We start from the raw sequence: 18,562 nt of genomic DNA, 5'->3' as shown, positions 1-18,562 counted from the left end.
GGCGTGAGCACAGCGTCCTTTGGCTCAGACGCTCTGGCCTGGGCCTTTCAAGCTCTTCTAGGCCGCCCGCGCGCGCTCGGCACGCCGCAAGGCAGCCGTGATATCGGCGACCAGGTCCTCGCTGGACTCGATGCCCACCGACAGGCGCAGCAGGCCATCGCCGATGCCCGCCACCGCGCGCGCTTCCGCACTCATCGCTGCATGCGTCATCGTCGCCGGGTGCGCGATCAGGCTCTCCACGCCACCCAGCGATTCGGCCAGGGTGAAGCACTGCAGGCCGTCGAGGAAAGCGCGTACCGCCGCCTCGCCGCCGTCCAGCTCGAAGGAGATCATCGCGCCACCGTTCTTCTGCTGGCGCAGGGCCAGCGCGTGCCCGGGATGCGAGGCAAGGCCCGGATAGTGCACCGCCTTCACCGCCGGATGCGCATCCAGCAGCTCGGCCAGGGCCTGCGCGTTCTCGACATGGCAGCGCAGGCGCGGCTCCAGCGTACGCAGACCGCGCAGGGTCAGGAAGCTGTCGAAGGGGCTGCCGGTCAGGCCCAGGCAGTTCGCCCACCAGGTCAGCCGCTGATGCAGCTCGGGCGTGGCGGCGACGATCGCGCCACCGACCACGTCGCTGTGCCCATTGATGTACTTGGTGGTCGAGTGCAGCACCAGATCGGCACCGAACTCGATGGGTCGCTGGAGCGCGGGCGAGAGAAAGGTGTTGTCGACCAAGGCCAGCGCGCCGGCACGATGTGCGGCTTCGATGACGAAGCGCAGGTCGGTGATGCGCAGCAGCGGGTTGCTGGGAGTTTCGATCCAGACCAGCTTCGGCGGCTTCGCCAGCGCCTCGGCCAGCTGGCGCGGACAGGTCAGGTCGGCCACCACCAGTTCGAAGTGTCCCTTCTTCGCCAGCGCATTGAAGAGACGCCAGCTGCCGCCGTAGCAGTCGTGCGGCACGACCAGCCGATCGCCCGGCTCCAGCAGGGCTAGGGCCAGGGTGATGGCGGCCATGCCGCTGGATGTCACCACGCCGCCCGCGCCGCCTTCGAGTTCCGCCAGGGCTTCGCCGAGCAGATCACGGGTCGGATTGCCGCTGCGGGTGTAGTCGTATTCGCGCTTCTCGTTGAAGCCGGCGAAGCTGAAGTTGGTCGACAGCACCAGCGGCGGCACCACGGCGCCGAAGGCGGGATCGCGGTCAATGCCGGCACGTGCAGCAACAGTGGCAGGGGCGTGGCGGCTCATCAGTGCACCTCGTTGGCGTTCGGGGCAGACAGGGCGCGCGCGAGCAACGAACCCACGCGGTCGGTTTCCTTGAGAAAAGCGTCGTGGCCGTACAGCGAGTCGATGCACTCGAACTGCGCGGGGGCGGCGATGGCGGCGGCGAAGGCCTGCAAGTCCTCGGGCGGCGCCAGCCAGTCGCCGCTGACGGCCAGCAGATGCGCGGGCACGCGGATCTGCGCGGGCTCGACTGCGTGCAGATCGATCGACTCGGACAGGCGCAGGAATGCCGTCGCGCTCCAGCGTTCGGCGTAGCGGCTGCCGCAGCTGGCGAGATAGGCCTCGGACGCGCTGCGCGCGCGGCCGTTGCTGAGCTCGGTCGGCGCATCGAAGCGCTGGGCGAACTCGGCCGGGCTGCGGTAGCTCAGCATCGCGAACTGCCGCGCCAGCGACAGGCCGAGCTGGTCGGCGCACTGCAGCTGGCCCAGGGCCACCACCTGCCGCTGCAGGGCGCGGAAGGCCGAGGCGAAGGGATGCGGGCGCGGTCCTGCCGACAGGCAGATCAAGCGCTCCAGACGCTGGGGATAGCGCGCCGCGAAGGCCTGTCCGACCATCCCGCCGTAGGACGCGCCAACGAAGGCGCGCAGGCGACGGATGCCCAGCAGGTCCAGCGCGCGGGCGATGGCATCGGCCTGGTCCTCGCTGCTGATCGGCGCGTCGATGTCGCCCTCGGCGCCCAGCCAGTCGCAGGCGATCAGGCAGTGGCGCTGCGGGTCGAGCGCCGGATGCGCATCGACGAGCTCCTGCCACCAGCCGGGCTGGGCATCGGTCTGGTTGGCGCAGACGTGCCGGTGCGCGCTGATGCCGCCGGCCACCCACACGGCAGGCAGGCGCGGATCGCCGCTCCACTCCACGCGCAGGCGCACGCGGCGTGGGCCCGCGTGGCGCATCTCCAGATCGAACTCGAAGCAGTCCTGTCCGCCCACGGGCAAACGTGATTTCGGTTCAAGCCCGCAACAGTCGGGCTCGCTGTGGGCAGGTGCGCAGGCTTCGGCAGAGGCAAGGGACATGGCGCGCTCCGGGAGGACGGTGATCCATCAGGACCGGAGGCAGGGTCGGAAGCGATTCATGGCGGCGGGCGAGAAGCCCTGCGCGACATGCCCATCTTCCGGCTGCGCGCGCCGGTAAGGACGCGCGCCTGCCGCAGGATTTGGCACCTGCTGGGCGCGTTGCGCGCCTGCAGGTTGCCCCGGCTTCAAAGGGCCTGTCCCTCTGCCGGTCTTGATGGCTGTGCGGCAGTCTGCAGGCGCCCCCGGAAGCTGTCAATCCTTTCATCGCGATCAAGCGATGAATATTCCCACGTGGACTTTGCGCCGACCCGCGGCGCTCGCCGGGGCGTTTCGGGGCGCCGTGCGTCGATCTCCTGTGCCGACTCGGTGAACACTTGTTCCCGTTTCAAGGATAATGCCCGGCCCGCCGCGTCCTGCGGCGCATCCCGGATCCGGAACACATGTTCGATTCTTTCGATCGCGACCAGCTGATCGCCTCGGGCGAAGGCCGCCTGTTCGAGGGCAGCCAGGCGCGTCTGCCGCTGCCGCCCATGCTGATGTTCGACCGCATCACCCGGATCACCGACGAGGGCGGCGCGCACGGCCAGGGCGAGATCAAGGCCGAGCTCGATATCCGCCCGGACCTGTGGTTCTTCGACTGCCATTTCCGCGGCGATCCGGTGATGCCGGGCTGCCTCGGGCTCGATGCGATGTGGCAGCTGGCGGGCTTCTACCTGACCTGGCAGGGCCTGCCCGGCCGCGGCCGGGCGCTGGGCGTCGGTGAGGTGCGCTTCTCCGGCCAGGTGCTGCCCTCCGCCACGCAGGTGCGCTACCAGATTGACGTGAAGCGGGTGATCCGCCGCAAGCTCAACATGATCGTCGCCGACGCCCGCATGTCGGTCGACGGCCGCGAGATCTACACGGCCAGCGACCTGCGCGTCGGCCTGTTCACCGACACCTCGGGCTTCTGATGTTTCCGCGCCGCGTAGTCATCACCGGGGCCGGCATCGTCAGCTGCCTGGGCAATGATCTGGCCACGGTCAGCGCGAACCTGCGCGCGGGCCGCTCGGGCATCCGCCGCTGCCAGGAGTTCGTCGAGGCCGGCCTGCGCAGCCAGATCGCCGGTGTGCCGGAGATCGATCTCGATGCCCGCATCGACCGCCGCGACCGCCGCTTCATGGGCGACGCCGCGGCCTACGCTAGCGTCGCCCTCGACGACGCCATCGCCATGGCCGGTCTCATGCCCGCGCAGATCAGCAGCCCGCGCACTGGCCTGATCATGGGCTCGGGCGGCGGCTCGCCGGCGCACCAGATCGAAGCCGCCGACACCCTGCGCAGCCGCGGCGTACGCCGCATCGGACCCTACCAGGTCACGCGCACCATGGCCTCGACGGTGTCGGCCTGCGTCGCCACGCGCTTCAAGGTGCGCGGCATCAACTATTCGATCAGTTCGGCCTGCGCGACCTCCGCGCACTGCATTGGTGCCGCTGCCCAGCAGATCGCCTGGGGCCTGCAGGACGTGATGTTCGCCGGTGGCGGCGAGGAGAACTCCTGGGGCATGGCCAGCCTGTTCGACGGCATGGGCGCCCTGTCGACCAAGCGTAACGACACGCCCGAGTCCGCCTCGCGCGCCTATGACGCCGACCGCGACGGCTTCGTCATCGCCGGCGGCGGCGGTGCGCTGGTGCTGGAGTCGCTGGAGCACGCCCAGGCGCGCGGGGCGCGCATCCTCGCCGAGATCGTCGGCTACGGTGCGACCTCCGACGGCGCCGACATGGTCGCCCCCTCGGGCGAGGGCGCGGTCGCCTGCATGCGCCAGGCCATCGACGGTCTGGCGCAGCCCATCGACTACATCAACACCCACGGCACCTCGACGCCGCTGGGCGATCTGATCGAACTGCGCGCCCTGCGCGAGGTGTTCGGCGAGGCCGTGCCGCCGTTCTCGTCGACCAAGTCGCTGTCCGGCCATTCACTGGGCGCGGCCGGCGTGCACGAGGCGATCTATTGTCTGGCCATGCTCGAAGGTGGCTTCATGGCCGGCTCGGCCAATGTGGAGACGCCCGACGAAGGCGTGGGCGACTCGCCCCTTCTGCGCTCAACGCGGGAGTCGCCTGTGCGTACCGTGCTGTCCAACAGCTTCGGTTTCGGCGGGACCAACGCCTGCCTGGTTCTGAGCTCGGCCAGCAACGGTGAATACTGAGAGCCTGTGAAGAAACCCTCCGCCTATTGCGGCCGCCTCTGGCCGCCCGTGGCGGCAGCGCGCTACGCGAATTCCGCGGTCATTTGACCCGCCAAACTCCCTTGAATTCGCGCACCCCGCTTTGCCACGAACGCCCAGAGACGCCCTCGCTACGGCGTCTGGGTTTATTCACACGCTTTGAGCGTCGCCGCTGACACCCGAGGTCCCCGCTATGCCGGGACCTCGAAACTTTGTCGCGCCCTGTACGCACAGGGGTCGCTGGCACCCACGCCTCAGGGCCCACCGAAGACGTTCAGTGCGCAATCGACGAACAGGCTCGCAGATGTGCCTATCCCGTAGGGCGACGCGACCAGCACGGAAACCGCGAAGAGCCTGATCTCAGCAGTTCCGTGACGCTCGGTTCCATCCTGCTTCGCGACAGCCAGCCGCGCGCAATCTTCCCGGAATCTCGCCAGCTCCGAATTTTCGCCGGCTCCTGCCGACGCGCGGACTGCTGAGGCGACACCTTGCTTGCACCACGGTCGTTTGGTTGCGAACACAGGCCCGGGGCGGAATCAGACAAGGGCGCCCTCACGCTCGCAACGAATGAACCGGTTGCGCAGGCAAGCCGTCGCGGGCGGGAAAACCGAGCCCGGCTCGACGCGGCGCTCATCGAGGTGTTCGACCCGCGATTCGGCCACATCAGGGCTGCGAGGGGTGATCGCAGTGGCCGAACCAGGCCAAGCGGAGCGCGTTGCTCGGCGCGTGACCGCCTCGACGCGGACGGGAACCGAAAACACACAGGGCCCCTTGCGGGGCCCTGTGTGTTTGCGCCGGCCAGGAAAGCACCGGCGCGATGCACTGCTCGATCAGAACTTCCAGTTGATCGACAGGGTGTAGCGACGGCCGAGGATGTCATACGCACCAGCCGACAGACCCAGGGTCGGGATCGGCGGATCCTCGTTGAACACGTTGGTCACCGAGAAGCGCAGCACGCCCTGGTCGCTGATCTTGAAGTTGGCACCAGCGTTGTGCAGCCAGTAGGCGCCCGCGCCCAGGATGTCCTGGGTTTCGGCGGTGTTGTTGACGTTGATCACCGCCGCGCCGGTGTAGTCGGCCTGCCAGTTCACACCCCAGCGATCACGATCGTAGGCAAGGCTCAGCTGGCCGCGGTACTCGGAGTTGCCCAACTCGCCGGCATTGACGTCGGTGACGACATTGTTGGTCGAGGTCTCGAGGCGGTTGAGCTTGAACGCGGTCAGGGCGACCGTGCCGCGACCACCGATGCTCCAGCCCCAATCCGACAGGTCCTTGGTGTAGAGGACCTGCGACTGCCAACCGGTGAAGTCGAGGAAGCCGCCGTTGACAAAGCCCGTGGTGATGCCATCGATCTGACCGTCAGCCGTGCGGCGAATGCGCGAACAGAACACATTGGCATTGCGGACGTCGGAGGCATTGAAGTCCGGGTTGTCGAAGCAGCCGGTGGCGATCGCGGTGGCGTTGAGGTTCGAGATCACATCGTCGATGTCGATCTTGTACCAGTCCACCGACATGCGCAGGCCATCGACAAAGGACGGCGACCAGACCAGGCCGACGGTCTCGGCCTTGCTGTCCTCGTTCTGCAGGTTGGGATCACCGCCGGTGACGCCGCGGATGGTCGCATTCACCGCCACCGAGGTGAAATCGTTCGGGTCGAGGTTGAACGCCTGGTAGAACGCGGCGCAGTTGGCCTGACGCACCGCCGGGTTGGTGCCGCCGGCCACATTGCGGCTGTCGCAGGGGTCCGGCACCGTCGTGAAGATCTCGGCCACCGGGGTGAACAGCTCGGTGATGGCCGGCGCGCGCAGCGAGCGGGTCACGTTGCCGCGCACTTCCAGATCCTCGATCGGGTTGTACTGGAAGCCGATGGTGTAGGCGTCGAACTTGCCGTTGACGGTGTTGTCGACGCGACGGAACTTGCCGGTGATGTCGAAGCGCTTCAGCATCGGCAGGTCGCGGCCGCCATCAATGAAGGGCAGGACGAACTCGCCGAACATTTCCTTGGTGCTGAAGGAGCCGACCAGCGGAGTGATCGGCACCGCGCGGCCCAGGCCCTGCTGCTGGAAGAAGTCCGGCTGGAAGTTGCCGCGCTCGATGCGACGCTCGAAGCCGACGTTGAAGGCCGCCGGGCCGCCCCACATGTCGAACATCTCACCGCCAAGGTTGGCGTTGAAGATGGTCTGCTCGAGCGACGTGTTGGTGAGCACCTCGTCGGTGACGTAGTTGCGGGCCGCAGCGCTGGGCGCGCCTTCGCCGAACAGGTTCAGCGGCACGCAGTTGGCGTCGGCACGCGGGGTACCGCCGCCGGGGATCGTCAGACCCGGAGTCGGCGTCGTCGAGCAGACGACCTGGCCGTTGACCACCGCCACGTTCAGGGCGTTGACGAAGGCCTGCTGGTTCAGCACGGTCTGGAAGAAGGTCGACTCGCTCTTGCCCTGGTTGCCGGAGACTTCCCAGTTGAAGAAGCGGCCGCCCAGCTCGAAGCTGCCGTCGAAACCCAGCACCACGCGATACAAGTCCGTTTCGGCGCGGGCATTGTTCTCGACCAGGTCACGCGAGGCGCGCGAGAGCTGGAAGCTGGTGATGCCGGCGGCCTCAAGGGCGCTGCGGTTCTGGGCGCTCAGCAGCGGATACTGCGAGCTGAACCCGATCGGTGCGCTCAGGCCGCCGAACAGGTTGACGTTGTAGATCGACTGGTCGACCAACTCCAGGCTCTCGGCGCTGTAGGTCAGGCCTTCAGCGAAAAAGCGCAGGTCGTCGGTCAGGTCGTAGGTGAAGTTGAGGGTACCGGAACGGCGGGTCACGTCCGACGTGATCTGCGCGGTTTCGGACAGATTGAAACCGTCGCCGCCCGAGGAGTTGGTGGCGGTGCCGGCATTGGTGCCGAAGCGCACACCCGGATCGAAGGGAACGATGTCGCCGTTCGGAGCGAACTGCAGGTTGCGGCCGAGGATCAGGCCACCCGCGGTGAAGGTGTTGAAACGGTCATTGCGGATCAGCACCGAGTTCGGGATGCCGTCGGTTGCCGGCGAGGGCGAACAGGTCTGGAACGGAATGCCGGTGTTGACGCGACCATCGGTGGCGGCATCGCGACCAGCCGGCACGGTGCTGGCGCAGGGATTGCCGCGGAACGAGAACGCCGCCGCACCCCAGTCGCGATCGGCCAGCAGCACGCCTTCCACGTCGTCGAAGCTGGCAGACACCATGATGTTGCCGCGGCCGTTGCCGACGCTGGAACCAGCGATCGCGCTGATGTTGCGGCGGAGGTTGTCGCCCTCTTCCGTGCTGCCGATGGTCGAACTGACTTCGGCCCCTTCGTAGTCACGACGGGTGATGATGTTGACGGTGCCCGCGATCGCGTCGGAACCGTAGGTCGGCGCACCGCCGATGGTCAGGTTGTCGACCTGCTCGACGATCTGCACGGGGATAATGTTCAGGTCGACCTGCAGGCCCGGACCGGCAGGCCCGAAGATGGTCGGGGTGTTCGAGGACACGACGCGACGGCCGTTGATCAGGCTCAGCGTACGCGCGGAGCCGAGGCCGAACTGGTTGGCGAAGTTCACGCCGACGCCGAAGCTGGACTGCCCCGCCTCGGGGGTGGTGCCGACGCCGAAGGTCGGGCCTTCGTTGAGGATGTCAGCGATGTTGGTGATGCCGCGCGCGTCGATGGCGCTGCGGCTGATCGAGGTGGCGGGCTCCAGGGTGTCAAAACCCGCGCGCGGGATGCGCGAGCCGGTGACCTGGATGGTATCGAGGGTGCGCGCCTCCTCGGCTTCCTGACCTTCCGCCTCGGCGGTGTCCTGCGCGAGAACGACGGGCGCAAACGCGAGCTGCAGCAGGCTCAGCTGCAGAACGTTTACAAGCAACTTCTTCTTCATTGGTGATCCCCAGTAGCGCCCGGCGCTGCGCGCGGGCCGTTGTCGTGTCCGTACGAACCCTCCACCTGCGAGGGCGAGGGGGCTTGGACTCCCCTGTATGACCCTGCGCCGATACGGACGATTGCCCGACGAAGCAGTGCCTTACGCGATGCTGCCATTTAGAAGCAGCGGCGCAGCTTTATAGAGCCAAGGTTAAGAATTCGTCAACCGCCGTCGACGAAAGGATGACTTCCAAGGAGCGGAACAGGGCCAGCGGAAAGGGCGATCAAACGCCCCCCTCCGGTCGACAAACCCGCCGGCCTCGCTCCCTCGGATTGCAGGCGCTTGGCCCGCACTCGCCGCCGCCCCCTGCCCCGGGCCTCCAGACCGCAGCCCTCAGGCCTGAGGCGCATCCGGCTGGCGCTCCGGCGCCGCCTGCTGGAAGGCCTGCAGGGCCAGGCAGCTGGCTTCGATCCGCAGCAGGGTCGGATAGGGCGACAGATCCATCTGCAGGCGGCGGGCGTTGTAGAGCTGCGGGATCAGGCAGCAGTCGGCCAGCGAGGGCAGCTCGCCTTCGCAGTACTCCCCGGTGGAGGGGTTGTCGCGGACCAGCGCCTCGAAGGCGGACAGGCCCTCGGCGATCCAGTGTCGGGACCAGGTTTCTCGCCCGGCCTGGTCCACCCCGAGCTCACGCTCCAGGTACTGCTGCACCCGCAGGTTGGCCAGCGGATGCACGTCGCAGGCGATCAGCTGAGCCAAGCCGCGGACGCGAGCTCGATCGCGTGCCATCGCGGGCAGCAGAGGGATCGCGGGAAAGCTCTCGTCGAGGTATTCGATGATGGCCAGTGATTGGCGGATGGCGCGTTCGCCGTCCAACAGCACCGGCACCAGCGCCTGCGGGTTGACCACCCGGAACTCGGCGCTGCGCTGCTCGCCGCCGTTGTTGAGCAGGTGGATGGGCTTCTGCGCATAGGCCAAGCCCTTGAGATGAAGGGCGATTCGTACCCGGTAGGCGGCGCTGGATCGCCAGTAGCTGTAGAGGCTCAGCATCTCGCTCATTGTGCCGCTCCCGAATCAGGCGTGATCGACCTCACAAAATCTACGCGCCTCGGCAGGGCCGAGGCAACCGGCACTCCGCCCCGGACGAGGAGCGAGGCGACGAGGCGCCGGGCACGGTGGAAAACCTCGTGGCATTGGCAGATGCCGATGACTGTTCAGGAGGCGAAGCCGGCCGAGCGCCCGGATGGCAGCGGCTCGGCCGGCGGCCGCCGCGCGCAGATCCGAAGGCCTGCTGGGCGAGCCAGCGGAAGCCCGCGGGTGCGCACCAGCTCCATCCGCGCACTCGGGGCCCGTCCAGCGTAGGCGGCGTTCGCAGCGGAGCTCGGCGCTCAGCCCTGCTCCATCACCTGGTCGATGGCGCCGAAGATCGAGCGCCCCTCGCGGTCGAGCATTTCGATGCGCACGCGGTCACCGAACTTCATGAAGGGCGTACTGGGCTTGCCCTCGCGGATGATCTCCAGCATGCGCTTCTCGGCCAGGCACGAAGCCCCCTTGCCCTCGTCCTCGTTGGCCACCGTGCCGGAGCCGACAATGCTGCCTGCGACCAGCGGGCGGGTCTTGGCGGCATGCGCGATCAGCTGGGCGAAGTTGAACTGCATGTCGACGCCGGCTTCGGGCGCACCGAACCACTCGCCGTTGATGTGGCTGAGGAGCGGGAGGTGCACCTTGCTGTCCTGCCAGGCATCGCCCAGCTCGTCGGGGGTCACGAACACCGGCGACAGGGTCGAGCGCGGCTTGGACTGCAGGAAGCCGAAGCCCTTGGCCAGCTCGTCCGGAATCAGGTTGCGCAAGGACACGTCGTTGATCAGGCCGACCAGCTGGATGTGGCCCGCCGCGACCTCGGCCGACACGCCCATCGGCACGTCGTCGGTGACCACCACCACCTCGGCTTCGAGGTCGATGCCGAAAGCCTCGTCCGGCACCCGCACGGGGTCGTTGGGGCCGTAGAAGCCGGCGCCGACCGCGTGGTACATGAGCGGGTCGACATAGAAGCTCTCGGGCACGGTGGCGCCACGCGCGCGCCGCACGCGCTCGACGTGCGGCAGATAGGCCGAGCCGTCGACGAACTCATAGGCGCGCGGCAGCGGCGCGGCCAGCGCGGCGGTGTCGAAGGCGAACACGGTCTGGCCTTCGATGCTGTCGGCACCCGCCTGCAGCTGCTCGTAGACGGCGTTCAGGCGCGGCGCGGTGACACTCCAGTCCTCCAGCGCACGCTGCAGGGTCGGTGCGATCTGCGGCACGCGCACCGCGCGGCTGAGCTCACGGTTGACGACGATCAGGCTGCCGTCACGGCCGCCCTCCTTGAGGCTTGCGAGTTTCATCGGGTGTCCTCGGTGCTCGGCCCGCGCGGTGCGCGAGCCCCTGTCGAATGTTCGGTCCGCGCCCTGCGCGAACCCGGTGTGCTGGGTGTCCGGTCCACGCTGCGCGAGCCCGGGCCGTTTCCGTCATGGCTCGCGCAGCGCCCGAGCCAGTGCTCGATGTTCGGCTCGCGCGCCTCGCGAGCCGAGCGGCTCAAGGTGTCTTCGGGTCGAAGTTCGCCTTGAGCCCCGCCCAGCAGTCCGGGTAGTCGCGCTGCCGGTGCGCGGCCTCGACCGCCTGCTTGGTCGGGCGGATCACCCGCGGCGCCTCGAACATGAAGGCCATGGTATCGGTGATCACGTCGGGCTTGGACAGGTCAGCACGGGACGCCTTCTCGAACGTCGCCGCATCCGGTCCGTGGCCCGTCATGCAGTTGTGTAGCGAGGCGCCACCGGGGACGAAGCCCTCGGCCTTGGCATCGTAGGCCCCGTGCACCAGCCCCATGAACTCGCTGGCCACATTGCGGTGGAACCAGGGCGGGCGGAAGGTGTCCTGCGCCACCAGCCAGCGCGGCGGGAAGATCACGAAGTCGAGGTTGCTCACCCCCTCCGCCTCGCCCGGCGAGTGCAGCACCAGGAAGATCGACGGGTCCGGGTGGTCGTAGCTGATCGAGCCGATGGTGTTGAAGCGGCGCAGGTCGTAGCGGTAGGGCGCGTAGTTGCCGTGCCAGGCGACCACATCGAGCGGACTGTGGCCGATCGGCGCGCGCCAGAGCTGGCCCTGGAATTTTGCGATGAGCTCGAAGCTGCCCTCGCGCTGCTCATAGCGCGCGACGGGCGTTTCGAAGTCGCGCGGATTGGCCAAGCCATTGCTGCCGATCACGCCGAGGTCCGGGAGCTTGAGCAGGGCACCGAAGTTCTCGCAGACATAGCCGCGGGCCTCGCCGTCCGGCAGGCTGACCGTGAAGCGCACGCCGCGCGGCAGCACCGCGATCTGCTGCGGCTCGACCTCGATGCGACCCAGCTCGGTGTCGATACACAGACGCCCCAGCTGCGGTACCACCAGCAGCTCGCTGTCGGCGCTATAGAAGTAGCGATCGACCATGTCGCGGTTGGCGGCGTACAGGTGCACGGCCATGCCTGAGGCGTCCGGCCCACCGTTGCCGCCCATCGTGAACAGGCCATCGATGAAGTCGGTGGGCTCAGTCGGCAGCGGCAGCGGACTCCAGCGGTACTGCTCGGGGCTGGCCGCGATTTCGTCGAAGCGGTTGTGCAGACGCGGCTGCGCGTAGGGCTCGAAGCGGCCATGCAGCACGGCCGGGCGGACCCGATACATCCAAGTCCGGCGATTGGCATGCCGCGGCGCGGTGAAGGCCGTGCCCGAGATCTGCTCGGCATAAAGGCCGTAGGGACAGCGCTGCGGCGAGTTGCGGCCAATCGGCAGCGCGCCGGGCAGGGTCTCGGTGGCGAAGTCGTTGGCGAAGCCGGTGAGGTAGGGCGGGATGGATGGTGCCTGGATCATCGCTGCGGGGTCCGGTGTGTGGCGCGGTCGGTGGTGACTGCGAGAACAATGGGGTGGGTGACCGCCTCAGGGAGGGGCGTCTTGCTCAAGCCCCTCTCCCGTGGAGAGAGGGGCTTAGAGCGAATCGGCAGCAGCTCTGCCGGCATGAAGCCCAGCCGTGCCCATGCACTTCACGGCCTGCCTCTTCAAAGCCTGAACTCCGAGTCCCAACTCTTACAGCACCCCGCGCTTCATCTGATCCCGTTCGATGCTCTCGAACAGGGCCTGGAAATTGCCTTCGCCAAACCCTTCGTTGCCCTTGCGCTGGATGATTTCGAAGAAGATCGGGCCGATCGCGTTCTGGGTGAAGATCTGCAGCAGCTTGCGCTGCTTGGTCTCGGGATCGGCGTCGATCAGGATCTTGTTCTTGGCCAGGCGCGCAACATCCTCGCCATGGTTCGGGATGCGCTGGTCGATCACCTCGAAATAGGTCGCCGGGGTATCGAGGAACTCGACGCCCTGCGCACGCATGGCCTCGACCGTGGCGTAGATGTCGTCGGTGAAGCAGGCGATGTGCTGGATGCCCTCGCCTTTGTACTGATCCAGATACTCGTTGATCTGGCTCTTCGGGTCCGAGGACTCGTTCAGCGGGATGCGCACGATGCCGTCCGGTGCGGTCATGGCCTTCGACACCAGGCCGGTCTTGGCGCCCTTGATGTCGAAGTAGCGGATCTCGCGGAAATTGAACAGGCGCTCGTAGTAGTCCGACCACTTCTCCATGTTCCCGAAGTACAGGTTGTGGGTCAGGTGGTCGATGAAGGTCAGGCCGAAGCCCGCGGGATTGCCCTCTGCCCCTTCAATGGCGACGTAGTCGGCGGCGTAGGCGTCGCCCTCGCTGGGCACGAGGTAGAGCATGCAGTCACCGATGCCCTTGACCACCGGCGCGTCGATCGCGCGGCTCATGGGCTTGTGGTCGATACGCTCGCCGCCGTTGGCGATCACCTTCTGCTCGACCTCGGCCACCGGCTTGGTGAAGCGGATGCCGAAACCGCAGGCGCTGGGGCCGTGCTGGGCGGCGAAATCGGCGGCGAAGCTGTCCGGGTCCTCATTGACCAGGAAGTTGACCCCGCCCTGCCGATAGACCGTAATCGCGCGGCTGCGGTGCTTCAGCACCGGCGCGAAACCCATCTTGCGGAACAGCGCGTGCAGGTCGAGGCTGCCGGCCGGGGCGGCGAACTCGACGAACTCGAAGCCATTGATCCCCATCGGGTTTTCAAAGGTAGTGACCTGCATGCCGAGGTTCGGCTGGGCGTTCATGCTGGGCTCCTCTAGGGGCTGGGCGTGCGGCGTTCGCGCGCGGCGTTGACAAGGGCGCGGCGCCGCCGCTTGGCGGGCGCCGGAAGTCGCTCGCGGCTGGTCGCCGCGGGGTGGGCGCTTTATAGTTTCAGATGAAACCATTTGCAAGGTGCAGTGCAGGATGAGCTCCTCCCGATCCACCGCAGCGCGTTCGCCAAGCCCCGTCTCCGCTGAACAAGCGGCCGAGCTGGTGCTGGAGGCCTTCCTGCCCTACCGGCTGTCGGTGCTGTCGAACCGGGTCAGCCAGGCGATCGCGCGGATCTATGCCGAGCGCTTCGACCTCTCGGTGACCGAATGGCGACTGATGGCGGTGCTGGGCCGGTATCCCGGGCTGACCGCGGGCGAGCTGGTCGAGCGCACGGCCATGGACAAGGTCGCGGTCAGCCGCGCGGTGGCTGGGTTGATGAGTTCCGGTCGGGTCGAACGCGGCAGCGACGAGCGCGATCGCCGGCGCGTGCCGCTGAATCTCAGCGCGGCCGGTCGTGCGGTTTACGCGCAGGTGGCGCCGCTGGCGTTGGAGTATGAGCGCGCCCTGCTGTCGGGCCTCGATGCCGCCGAATACGCGCAGTTCGACGCCCTGCTCGGGCGTCTGCTGGAAGCGACCGCGGGCGCGGAGGACTCCCTGCGCTCGGCGGCACTGCGGGCAGTCGATGCCTCTCCGCGCGACTGAGAGGATGCGAGAACCCCTCGCCTGCAGCGATCACCTCTGGACGCCCTCGCAGCAGCGTCTGGTCTTCTTTCACGCGCTCTGGCCCGTCCACGCACGCGCGAGTGATGAACGCCGATGCAGAGCGCGGCAGTTCGGCCTCAGCCGCGCTCGCGGAACACCGCCAGCCCGCGCAGCAGGTTCAAGGCTTCGTTGACGGCGTAATCGGTCTGGGCCGCGGCCTCGCCGGTGTCGCTGGCCGCGCTCTCCGCCTCCAGATGCCCCGGCAGGTCGGCCTCGCGCAGCTGTGGCGAGGTCTGGGCGCCGACGCGCAGCTCCGCGTTCTCCGGCAGTTCGATATCGGGAACGATGCCGGTGGCCTGGATCGAGATGCCGTTGGGCGTGTAATAGCGCGCCGTGGTCAGCTTGATCGAGTCGCCATTGTCCAGCGGCAGCACGGTCTGCACCGAGCCCTTGCCGAAGCTGGTGCTGCCCATGATGAGCGCGCGCCGATGGTCGCGCAGGGCGCCGGCGACGACTTCGGCGGCGCTGGCGCTGCCGCTGTCGATCAGCACCACGATCGGTGCGCCGTCCAAGAGATCCCCGCGCTTGGCCTCGTACTCCGCGCTCGCGCGCGGCACGCGGCCGCGGGTGCTGACGATCACGCCACGCTCGAGGAACAGGTCGGCGACTTCGATGCCGGCGTTCAGCAGGCCGCCCGGGTTGCGCCGCAGGTCCAGCACCAGCCCCTTCAGCGCGCCGCCGCCGGCGGCCTTCAGGCTTTCGAGCCTGCGCTGCACCTCGCTGGCCGTATCGGCCTGGAAGGTGGCGATGCGGATGTAGGCGAAGTCGGTATCCAGCGCCTCGCCCCGCGCGCTGGCGACGCGGATGATCTCGCGGGTCAGGCTGAGCTTGAGCGGCTCGCTCTCGCCCTCCCGCAGCACGGTCAGCACGATGGTGGTGCCCGGCTCGCCGCGCATGGCTTCGACTGCGGCGTCCACGCTGTCGGCGCTGATCGGCGCGCCGTCGAGCTCGATGATGATGTCGCCGGGCTGGATGCCGGCGCGCGCCGCCGGCGTGTCGTCCATCGGCGCGATCACCACGAGACTGCGATCGGGGCGCTGCAGGATCTCGAGACCGAGGCCGCCGTAGGCGCCGGTGGCGGTCTCGTTCATCGCCTGGGTCGCGCGCGCGTCCAGATAGGCGCTGTGCGGATCGAGATCGGTGAGCAGACCGCGGATGGCCGACTGCATCAGCTGCTGGTCGGGCACCTGGTCGACATAGGCCTGCTGCACGGCGCGGAACACCGAAACGAAGCGACGCACCTCGTCGAGGCTGACGCGTTCGGTCTCAGGCACGACGGCCGGGGTGTCCTCGGCAGGTACGGGGGCGTCCGTCTCCTGCGCCCAGAGGCGCACGCTGGAGGCGAGCAGCAGGCCGGAAACGAGCAGCGACAGGCGAAGGCGAGGCGTGGCGTTCATGCCCGGCAGTATAGGGCGCCGCGCTCGCGGCGGGCCTCATCGGCGCCGCGCGATCCTCAACGTCGCAGCCACAGGCGCGGGTCGAGCGGCTGGCTCTGCCGACGCAGTTCGAAGTACAGGGCGCTGCGACCCTGCCCGCCGGAACTGCCGGCCTGGGCCAGCGGCTCGCCCGCCTTGACCCAGTCGCCGACCTCGCGCAGCAGGCCGTCATTGTGGGCGTACAGGCTGAGGTAGCCCTCGCCATGGTCGACGATGAGCAGCAGACCGTAGCCCTTCATCCAGTCCGCGAAGGCCACCCGCCCCGGCGCCACAGCGCGCACCGTCTCGCCTGAGGCCGCTTCGATCAGCCAGCCCTCGCTGCGACGGCCGTCGAGCAGCGTGCCGGCAAACGCGGTGAGCACCTTGCCCGGCACCGGCATCGGCAGGCTGCCGCGGCGCTGGACGAAGGGCTGGTCGCCGTCCAGCTCGTCCGGGATGTCGGCGAAGATGTCGCGCAACGACTCGATGAGATCAAGCAAGGCGCGCTCGTCGCGCTTGAGTTCGGCAATGCGCTTCGCCTGCGCCTGCTGCTGGCTGGCCAGCACCTCCAGCAGGGCGCGGCGATCCGCGCGCCGCGATTCCAACGCAGCCAGCGCGGCCAGCTCGCGCGCCAGTGCCGCATCCAGGGCAGCGCGCTGGGCCTCGACCTCGGTAGTCACCCGCGCCAGCTCCGCGAGCTCATCGAGCAGACCTCGGATCCGCCCGACCTGGGCCGCCTGCACGTAATGGTGATAGGCCAGGGCGCGGCTGGCGTCGCGCAGGCGATCCTGCGACAGCAGCAGGCGCAGCGGGGCCTGCCCGCCCTGCACGTGGGCCGCGCGCATCAGCGCAGCCAAGGCGGCGCGCTGCCGCTCCAGCCCGGCGGCAACCGTCTGCCGATCGGCGTCCAGCGCCTCGAAGCGCTGGCGCTGCGCGGCCACTTCGGTCTCCAGCCCTGCCTGGGCCTTGAGCTGGTCGGCAATGGCGCGATCGACCTCGCGGATCTGCGCCGAGGCGGCATCGCGCTCGGCGGCCAGCCGCGCCTGCACCGCGGCCACTTCGCGCAGCTCCGCGCGCACGGCGTCCAGCCGAGCCTGCGCGACGCGCTCGGCTTCCGGGTCGCTGGGTTGGGCCTGCGCCGTGCCGCCGCCTGCCAGGGCCAGGAGCGCGCCAGCGCAGAGCAGGACCAGCGCGAGGCCGGCGAAGCGCTGGATCACACGAATTCGACCAGCGATTGCCCCGTCATCTCGGCCGGCTTGGGCAGGCCGAGCAGATGCAGCAGGGTCGGCGCGACATCGCGCAGGGCACCGCCGGACTTCAGCCGCGCGGGACGCCCCAGATACACCAGCGGTACCGGGCCGACGGTATGCGCGGTGTGCGGCTGGCCGGTGTCGTGGTCACGCATCTTCTCGAGGTTGCCGTGGTCGGCGGTGAGGATCAGTTCGCCGCCGACTTCACGCAGGGCTGTCGTGATTTCGCCGATCGCCGTGTCGACGGCCTCGACCGCCTTGATCGCGGCTTCCAGCACGCCGGTGTGGCCGACCATGTCGGGGTTGGCGATGTTGCAGACGATGACGTCGTGGCGCTGGGCACGGATGTCCTCGACGAGCGCGGCGGTGACTTCGGGGCAGCTCATCTCGGGCTTCAGGTCATAGGTGGCGACCTTGGGCGAAGGGATGAGCACCCGCGATTCACCGGGCTGCTCCGCCTCGACGCCGCCGCTGAAGAAGAAGGTGACGTGGGCGTACTTTTCGGTCTCGGCGATGCGCAGCTGGCTGAGGCCGTGCGCGGCCAGCACCTGCGGCAGGGTGTTGTGCAGGGTCTCGGGCGGATAGGCCAAGGTGGCCGGCAGCTTGGCGTCGTACTCGGTCAGGCAGACGAAGCGCGCCAGCTGCGGCCGCCGCGCGACGAAGCCGTCGAAACCCGGCTGCACGAAGGCGGCGGTGAGCTCGCGGGCGCGATCGGCGCGGAAGTTCATGAACACCACCGCATCGCCATCGACCATGGGCTGTGCCCCCTCGATGACGGTCGGCAGCACGAACTCGTCGTTCTCGTCGCGCGCATAGGCTGCGTCCAGCGCCGCAACGCCGGTGCTCGCGCGATGCTCGGCGCTGGCTTCGACGATCGCGGCATAGGCGCGCTCGACGCGATCCCAGCGCTTGTCGCGGTCCATGGCGTAGTAGCGGCCGCTGACCGAGCCGATGCGATAGCCGAGCTCGGCGCAGCGTGCGTCGAGCCGCTCCAGACTCGGACGGGCGGAGCGCGGCGGCGTGTCGCGGCCGTCCAGAAACGCGTGCACGGCAAGCCGTGACACGCCCTGTCGCCTGGCTAGATCGAGGAAGGCGTGGATATGGTCCTCGTGGCTGTGCACGCCGCCCGGCGACAGCAGGCCGAAGACGTGCAGGGTGCCGCCGCTGGCCTTGACCGCGGCGCAGGCGCCGGTGAGCGCCGCGTTCTCGAAGAACTCGCCGGTCTCGATGGCGTGATCGATGCGGGTCAGGTCCTGGTAGACGATGCGGCCCGCGCCGAGGTTCATGTGGCCGACCTCGGAGTTGCCCATCTGCCCCTCGGGCAGGCCGACATGCTTGCCCGAGGTTTCGATCAGGGTGTGCGGGCAGCTCGCCAGCAGCGCATGCCAGTGCGGCGCCTTGGCCTGGGCGATGGCATTGTCCTCGCGCTCCTCGCGATGGCCCCAGCCATCGAGGATCAGCAGCATGACGGGCTTGGGTCGGGACACGGGCGAGCTCCGAATGACAGTCAAGGACCGCATTCTAGCCAAGCGGCCGTACCCGGACCGGCCTCGGTAAACCCTTTCGGACGGTCCGGCATCCGCTTGACTGCCGCCACCGCAGAGCGTGGCCTATCCGCAGGGAGCA

General features: G+C 68.4%; 13 protein-coding genes and 1 riboswitch. Of the genes, 3 read left to right on the top strand and 10 right to left on the bottom strand.

The features are described 5' to 3' along the window. Positions 1-57: 57 nt before the first annotated feature. Together metB and metX are read right to left on the bottom strand one after the other, a co-directional pair. Positions 58-1,227, bottom strand: coding sequence for a cystathionine gamma-synthase (gene metB, locus BLP83_RS09500; protein WP_091241849.1), 1,170 nt, complete (start codon positions 1,225-1,227; stop codon positions 58-60). Further along, positions 1,227-2,273: a homoserine O-succinyltransferase MetX gene (gene metX / locus BLP83_RS09495; protein ID WP_091241847.1), complete on the bottom strand. Its 1,047-nt coding sequence runs from the start codon at positions 2,271-2,273 to the stop codon at positions 1,227-1,229. Before metX ends, metB begins: the two co-directional genes overlap by 1 nt. An 88-nt stretch (positions 2,274-2,361) precedes the next feature. After that, positions 2,362-2,494, bottom strand: a riboswitch (SAM riboswitch). Positions 2,495-2,713: 219 nt separating this feature from the next. On the opposite strand from metX, the gene fabA reads away from it, so the two are divergent. Together fabA and fabB are read left to right on the top strand one after the other, a co-directional pair. Further along, positions 2,714-3,223 (top strand): 3-hydroxyacyl-[acyl-carrier-protein] dehydratase FabA, encoded by a 510-nt coding sequence (gene fabA / locus BLP83_RS09490; RefSeq protein ID WP_091241844.1) that lies wholly within the window; start codon positions 2,714-2,716, stop codon positions 3,221-3,223. Further along, the gene (fabB, locus tag BLP83_RS09485; protein ID WP_091241841.1) at positions 3,223-4,452 is read left to right on the top strand and encodes a beta-ketoacyl-ACP synthase I; all 1,230 of its coding nucleotides are present in this window, start codon (positions 3,223-3,225) and stop codon (positions 4,450-4,452) included. Before fabA ends, fabB begins: the two co-directional genes overlap by 1 nt. Before the next feature lie 848 nt (positions 4,453-5,300). Here the strand turns inward: fabB and BLP83_RS09480 are convergent. The 5 genes from BLP83_RS09480 to hppD form a co-directional block, all read right to left on the bottom strand. After that, on the bottom strand, positions 5,301-8,348 hold the full coding sequence (locus BLP83_RS09480; protein WP_091241838.1) for a TonB-dependent receptor domain-containing protein: 3,048 nt from the start codon (positions 8,346-8,348) through the stop codon (positions 5,301-5,303). A gap of 375 nt (positions 8,349-8,723) precedes the next feature. After that, positions 8,724-9,386, bottom strand: a complete 663-nt coding sequence (gene maiA / locus BLP83_RS09475; RefSeq protein ID WP_091241835.1) for a maleylacetoacetate isomerase — start codon at positions 9,384-9,386, stop codon at positions 8,724-8,726. A 329-nt stretch (positions 9,387-9,715) separates the two neighbouring features. Further along, positions 9,716-10,708 (bottom strand): fumarylacetoacetate hydrolase family protein, encoded by a 993-nt coding sequence (locus BLP83_RS09470; RefSeq protein ID WP_091241832.1) that lies wholly within the window; start codon positions 10,706-10,708, stop codon positions 9,716-9,718. Between the two features lie 190 nt (positions 10,709-10,898). After that, a complete protein-coding gene (gene hmgA, locus BLP83_RS09465) occupies positions 10,899-12,206 on the bottom strand; it encodes a homogentisate 1,2-dioxygenase (RefSeq protein WP_091241830.1) in 1,308 nt (435 codons plus the stop codon). 213 nt (positions 12,207-12,419) lie between these two features. Continuing rightward, on the bottom strand, positions 12,420-13,502 hold the full coding sequence (gene hppD / locus BLP83_RS09460; protein WP_091241828.1) for a 4-hydroxyphenylpyruvate dioxygenase: 1,083 nt from the start codon (positions 13,500-13,502) through the stop codon (positions 12,420-12,422). 160 nt (positions 13,503-13,662) lie between these two features. Here hppD and BLP83_RS09455 point away from each other — a divergent pair, with 160 nt between their 5' ends. Next, on the top strand, positions 13,663-14,211 hold the full coding sequence (locus BLP83_RS09455) for a MarR family winged helix-turn-helix transcriptional regulator (RefSeq protein ID WP_091241825.1): 549 nt from the start codon (positions 13,663-13,665) through the stop codon (positions 14,209-14,211). A gap of 137 nt (positions 14,212-14,348) precedes the next feature. Here the strand turns inward: BLP83_RS09455 and BLP83_RS09450 are convergent, their stop codons facing one another. The 3 genes from BLP83_RS09450 to gpmI are packed head-to-tail and all read right to left on the bottom strand — an operon-like array spanning position 14,349 to position 18,423. Beyond that, complete coding sequence (locus BLP83_RS09450) at positions 14,349-15,668, bottom strand: S41 family peptidase (RefSeq protein WP_091241823.1); 1,320 nt, start codon at positions 15,666-15,668, stop codon at positions 14,349-14,351. A 56-nt stretch (positions 15,669-15,724) separates the two neighbouring features. Beyond that, positions 15,725-16,903 (bottom strand): murein hydrolase activator EnvC family protein, encoded by a 1,179-nt coding sequence (locus BLP83_RS09445; protein ID WP_091241821.1) that lies wholly within the window; start codon positions 16,901-16,903, stop codon positions 15,725-15,727. Further along, on the bottom strand, positions 16,900-18,423 hold the full coding sequence (gpmI, locus tag BLP83_RS09440; protein ID WP_281187120.1) for a 2,3-bisphosphoglycerate-independent phosphoglycerate mutase: 1,524 nt from the start codon (positions 18,421-18,423) through the stop codon (positions 16,900-16,902). The genes BLP83_RS09445 and gpmI overlap by 4 nt, the downstream gene beginning before the upstream one ends. Positions 18,424-18,562 lie beyond the last annotated feature (139 nt).

The organism is Aquimonas voraii (genome assembly GCF_900101825.1).
GTDB classification, from domain to species: Bacteria; Pseudomonadota; Gammaproteobacteria; order Xanthomonadales; family Xanthomonadaceae; genus Aquimonas; species Aquimonas voraii.
This window is presented reverse-complemented; position numbering and strand designations above follow the sequence as displayed.

Coding starts and splice junctions, on each gene's coding strand:
- metB (WP_091241849.1), bottom strand. CDS start 1,227: ATGAGCCGCCACGCCCCTGCCACTGTTGCTGCACGTGCCGGCATTGAC.
- metX (WP_091241847.1), bottom strand. CDS start 2,273: ATGTCCCTTGCCTCTGCCGAAGCCTGCGCACCTGCCCACAGCGAGCCC.
- fabA (WP_091241844.1), top strand. CDS start 2,714: ATGTTCGATTCTTTCGATCGCGACCAGCTGATCGCCTCGGGCGAAGGC.
- fabB (WP_091241841.1), top strand. CDS start 3,223: ATGTTTCCGCGCCGCGTAGTCATCACCGGGGCCGGCATCGTCAGCTGC.
- BLP83_RS09480 (WP_091241838.1), bottom strand. CDS start 8,348: ATGAAGAAGAAGTTGCTTGTAAACGTTCTGCAGCTGAGCCTGCTGCAG.
- maiA (WP_091241835.1), bottom strand. CDS start 9,386: ATGAGCGAGATGCTGAGCCTCTACAGCTACTGGCGATCCAGCGCCGCC.
- BLP83_RS09470 (WP_091241832.1), bottom strand. CDS start 10,708: ATGAAACTCGCAAGCCTCAAGGAGGGCGGCCGTGACGGCAGCCTGATC.
- hmgA (WP_091241830.1), bottom strand. CDS start 12,206: ATGATCCAGGCACCATCCATCCCGCCCTACCTCACCGGCTTCGCCAAC.
- hppD (WP_091241828.1), bottom strand. CDS start 13,502: ATGAACGCCCAGCCGAACCTCGGCATGCAGGTCACTACCTTTGAAAAC.
- BLP83_RS09455 (WP_091241825.1), top strand. CDS start 13,663: ATGAGCTCCTCCCGATCCACCGCAGCGCGTTCGCCAAGCCCCGTCTCC.
- BLP83_RS09450 (WP_091241823.1), bottom strand. CDS start 15,668: ATGAACGCCACGCCTCGCCTTCGCCTGTCGCTGCTCGTTTCCGGCCTG.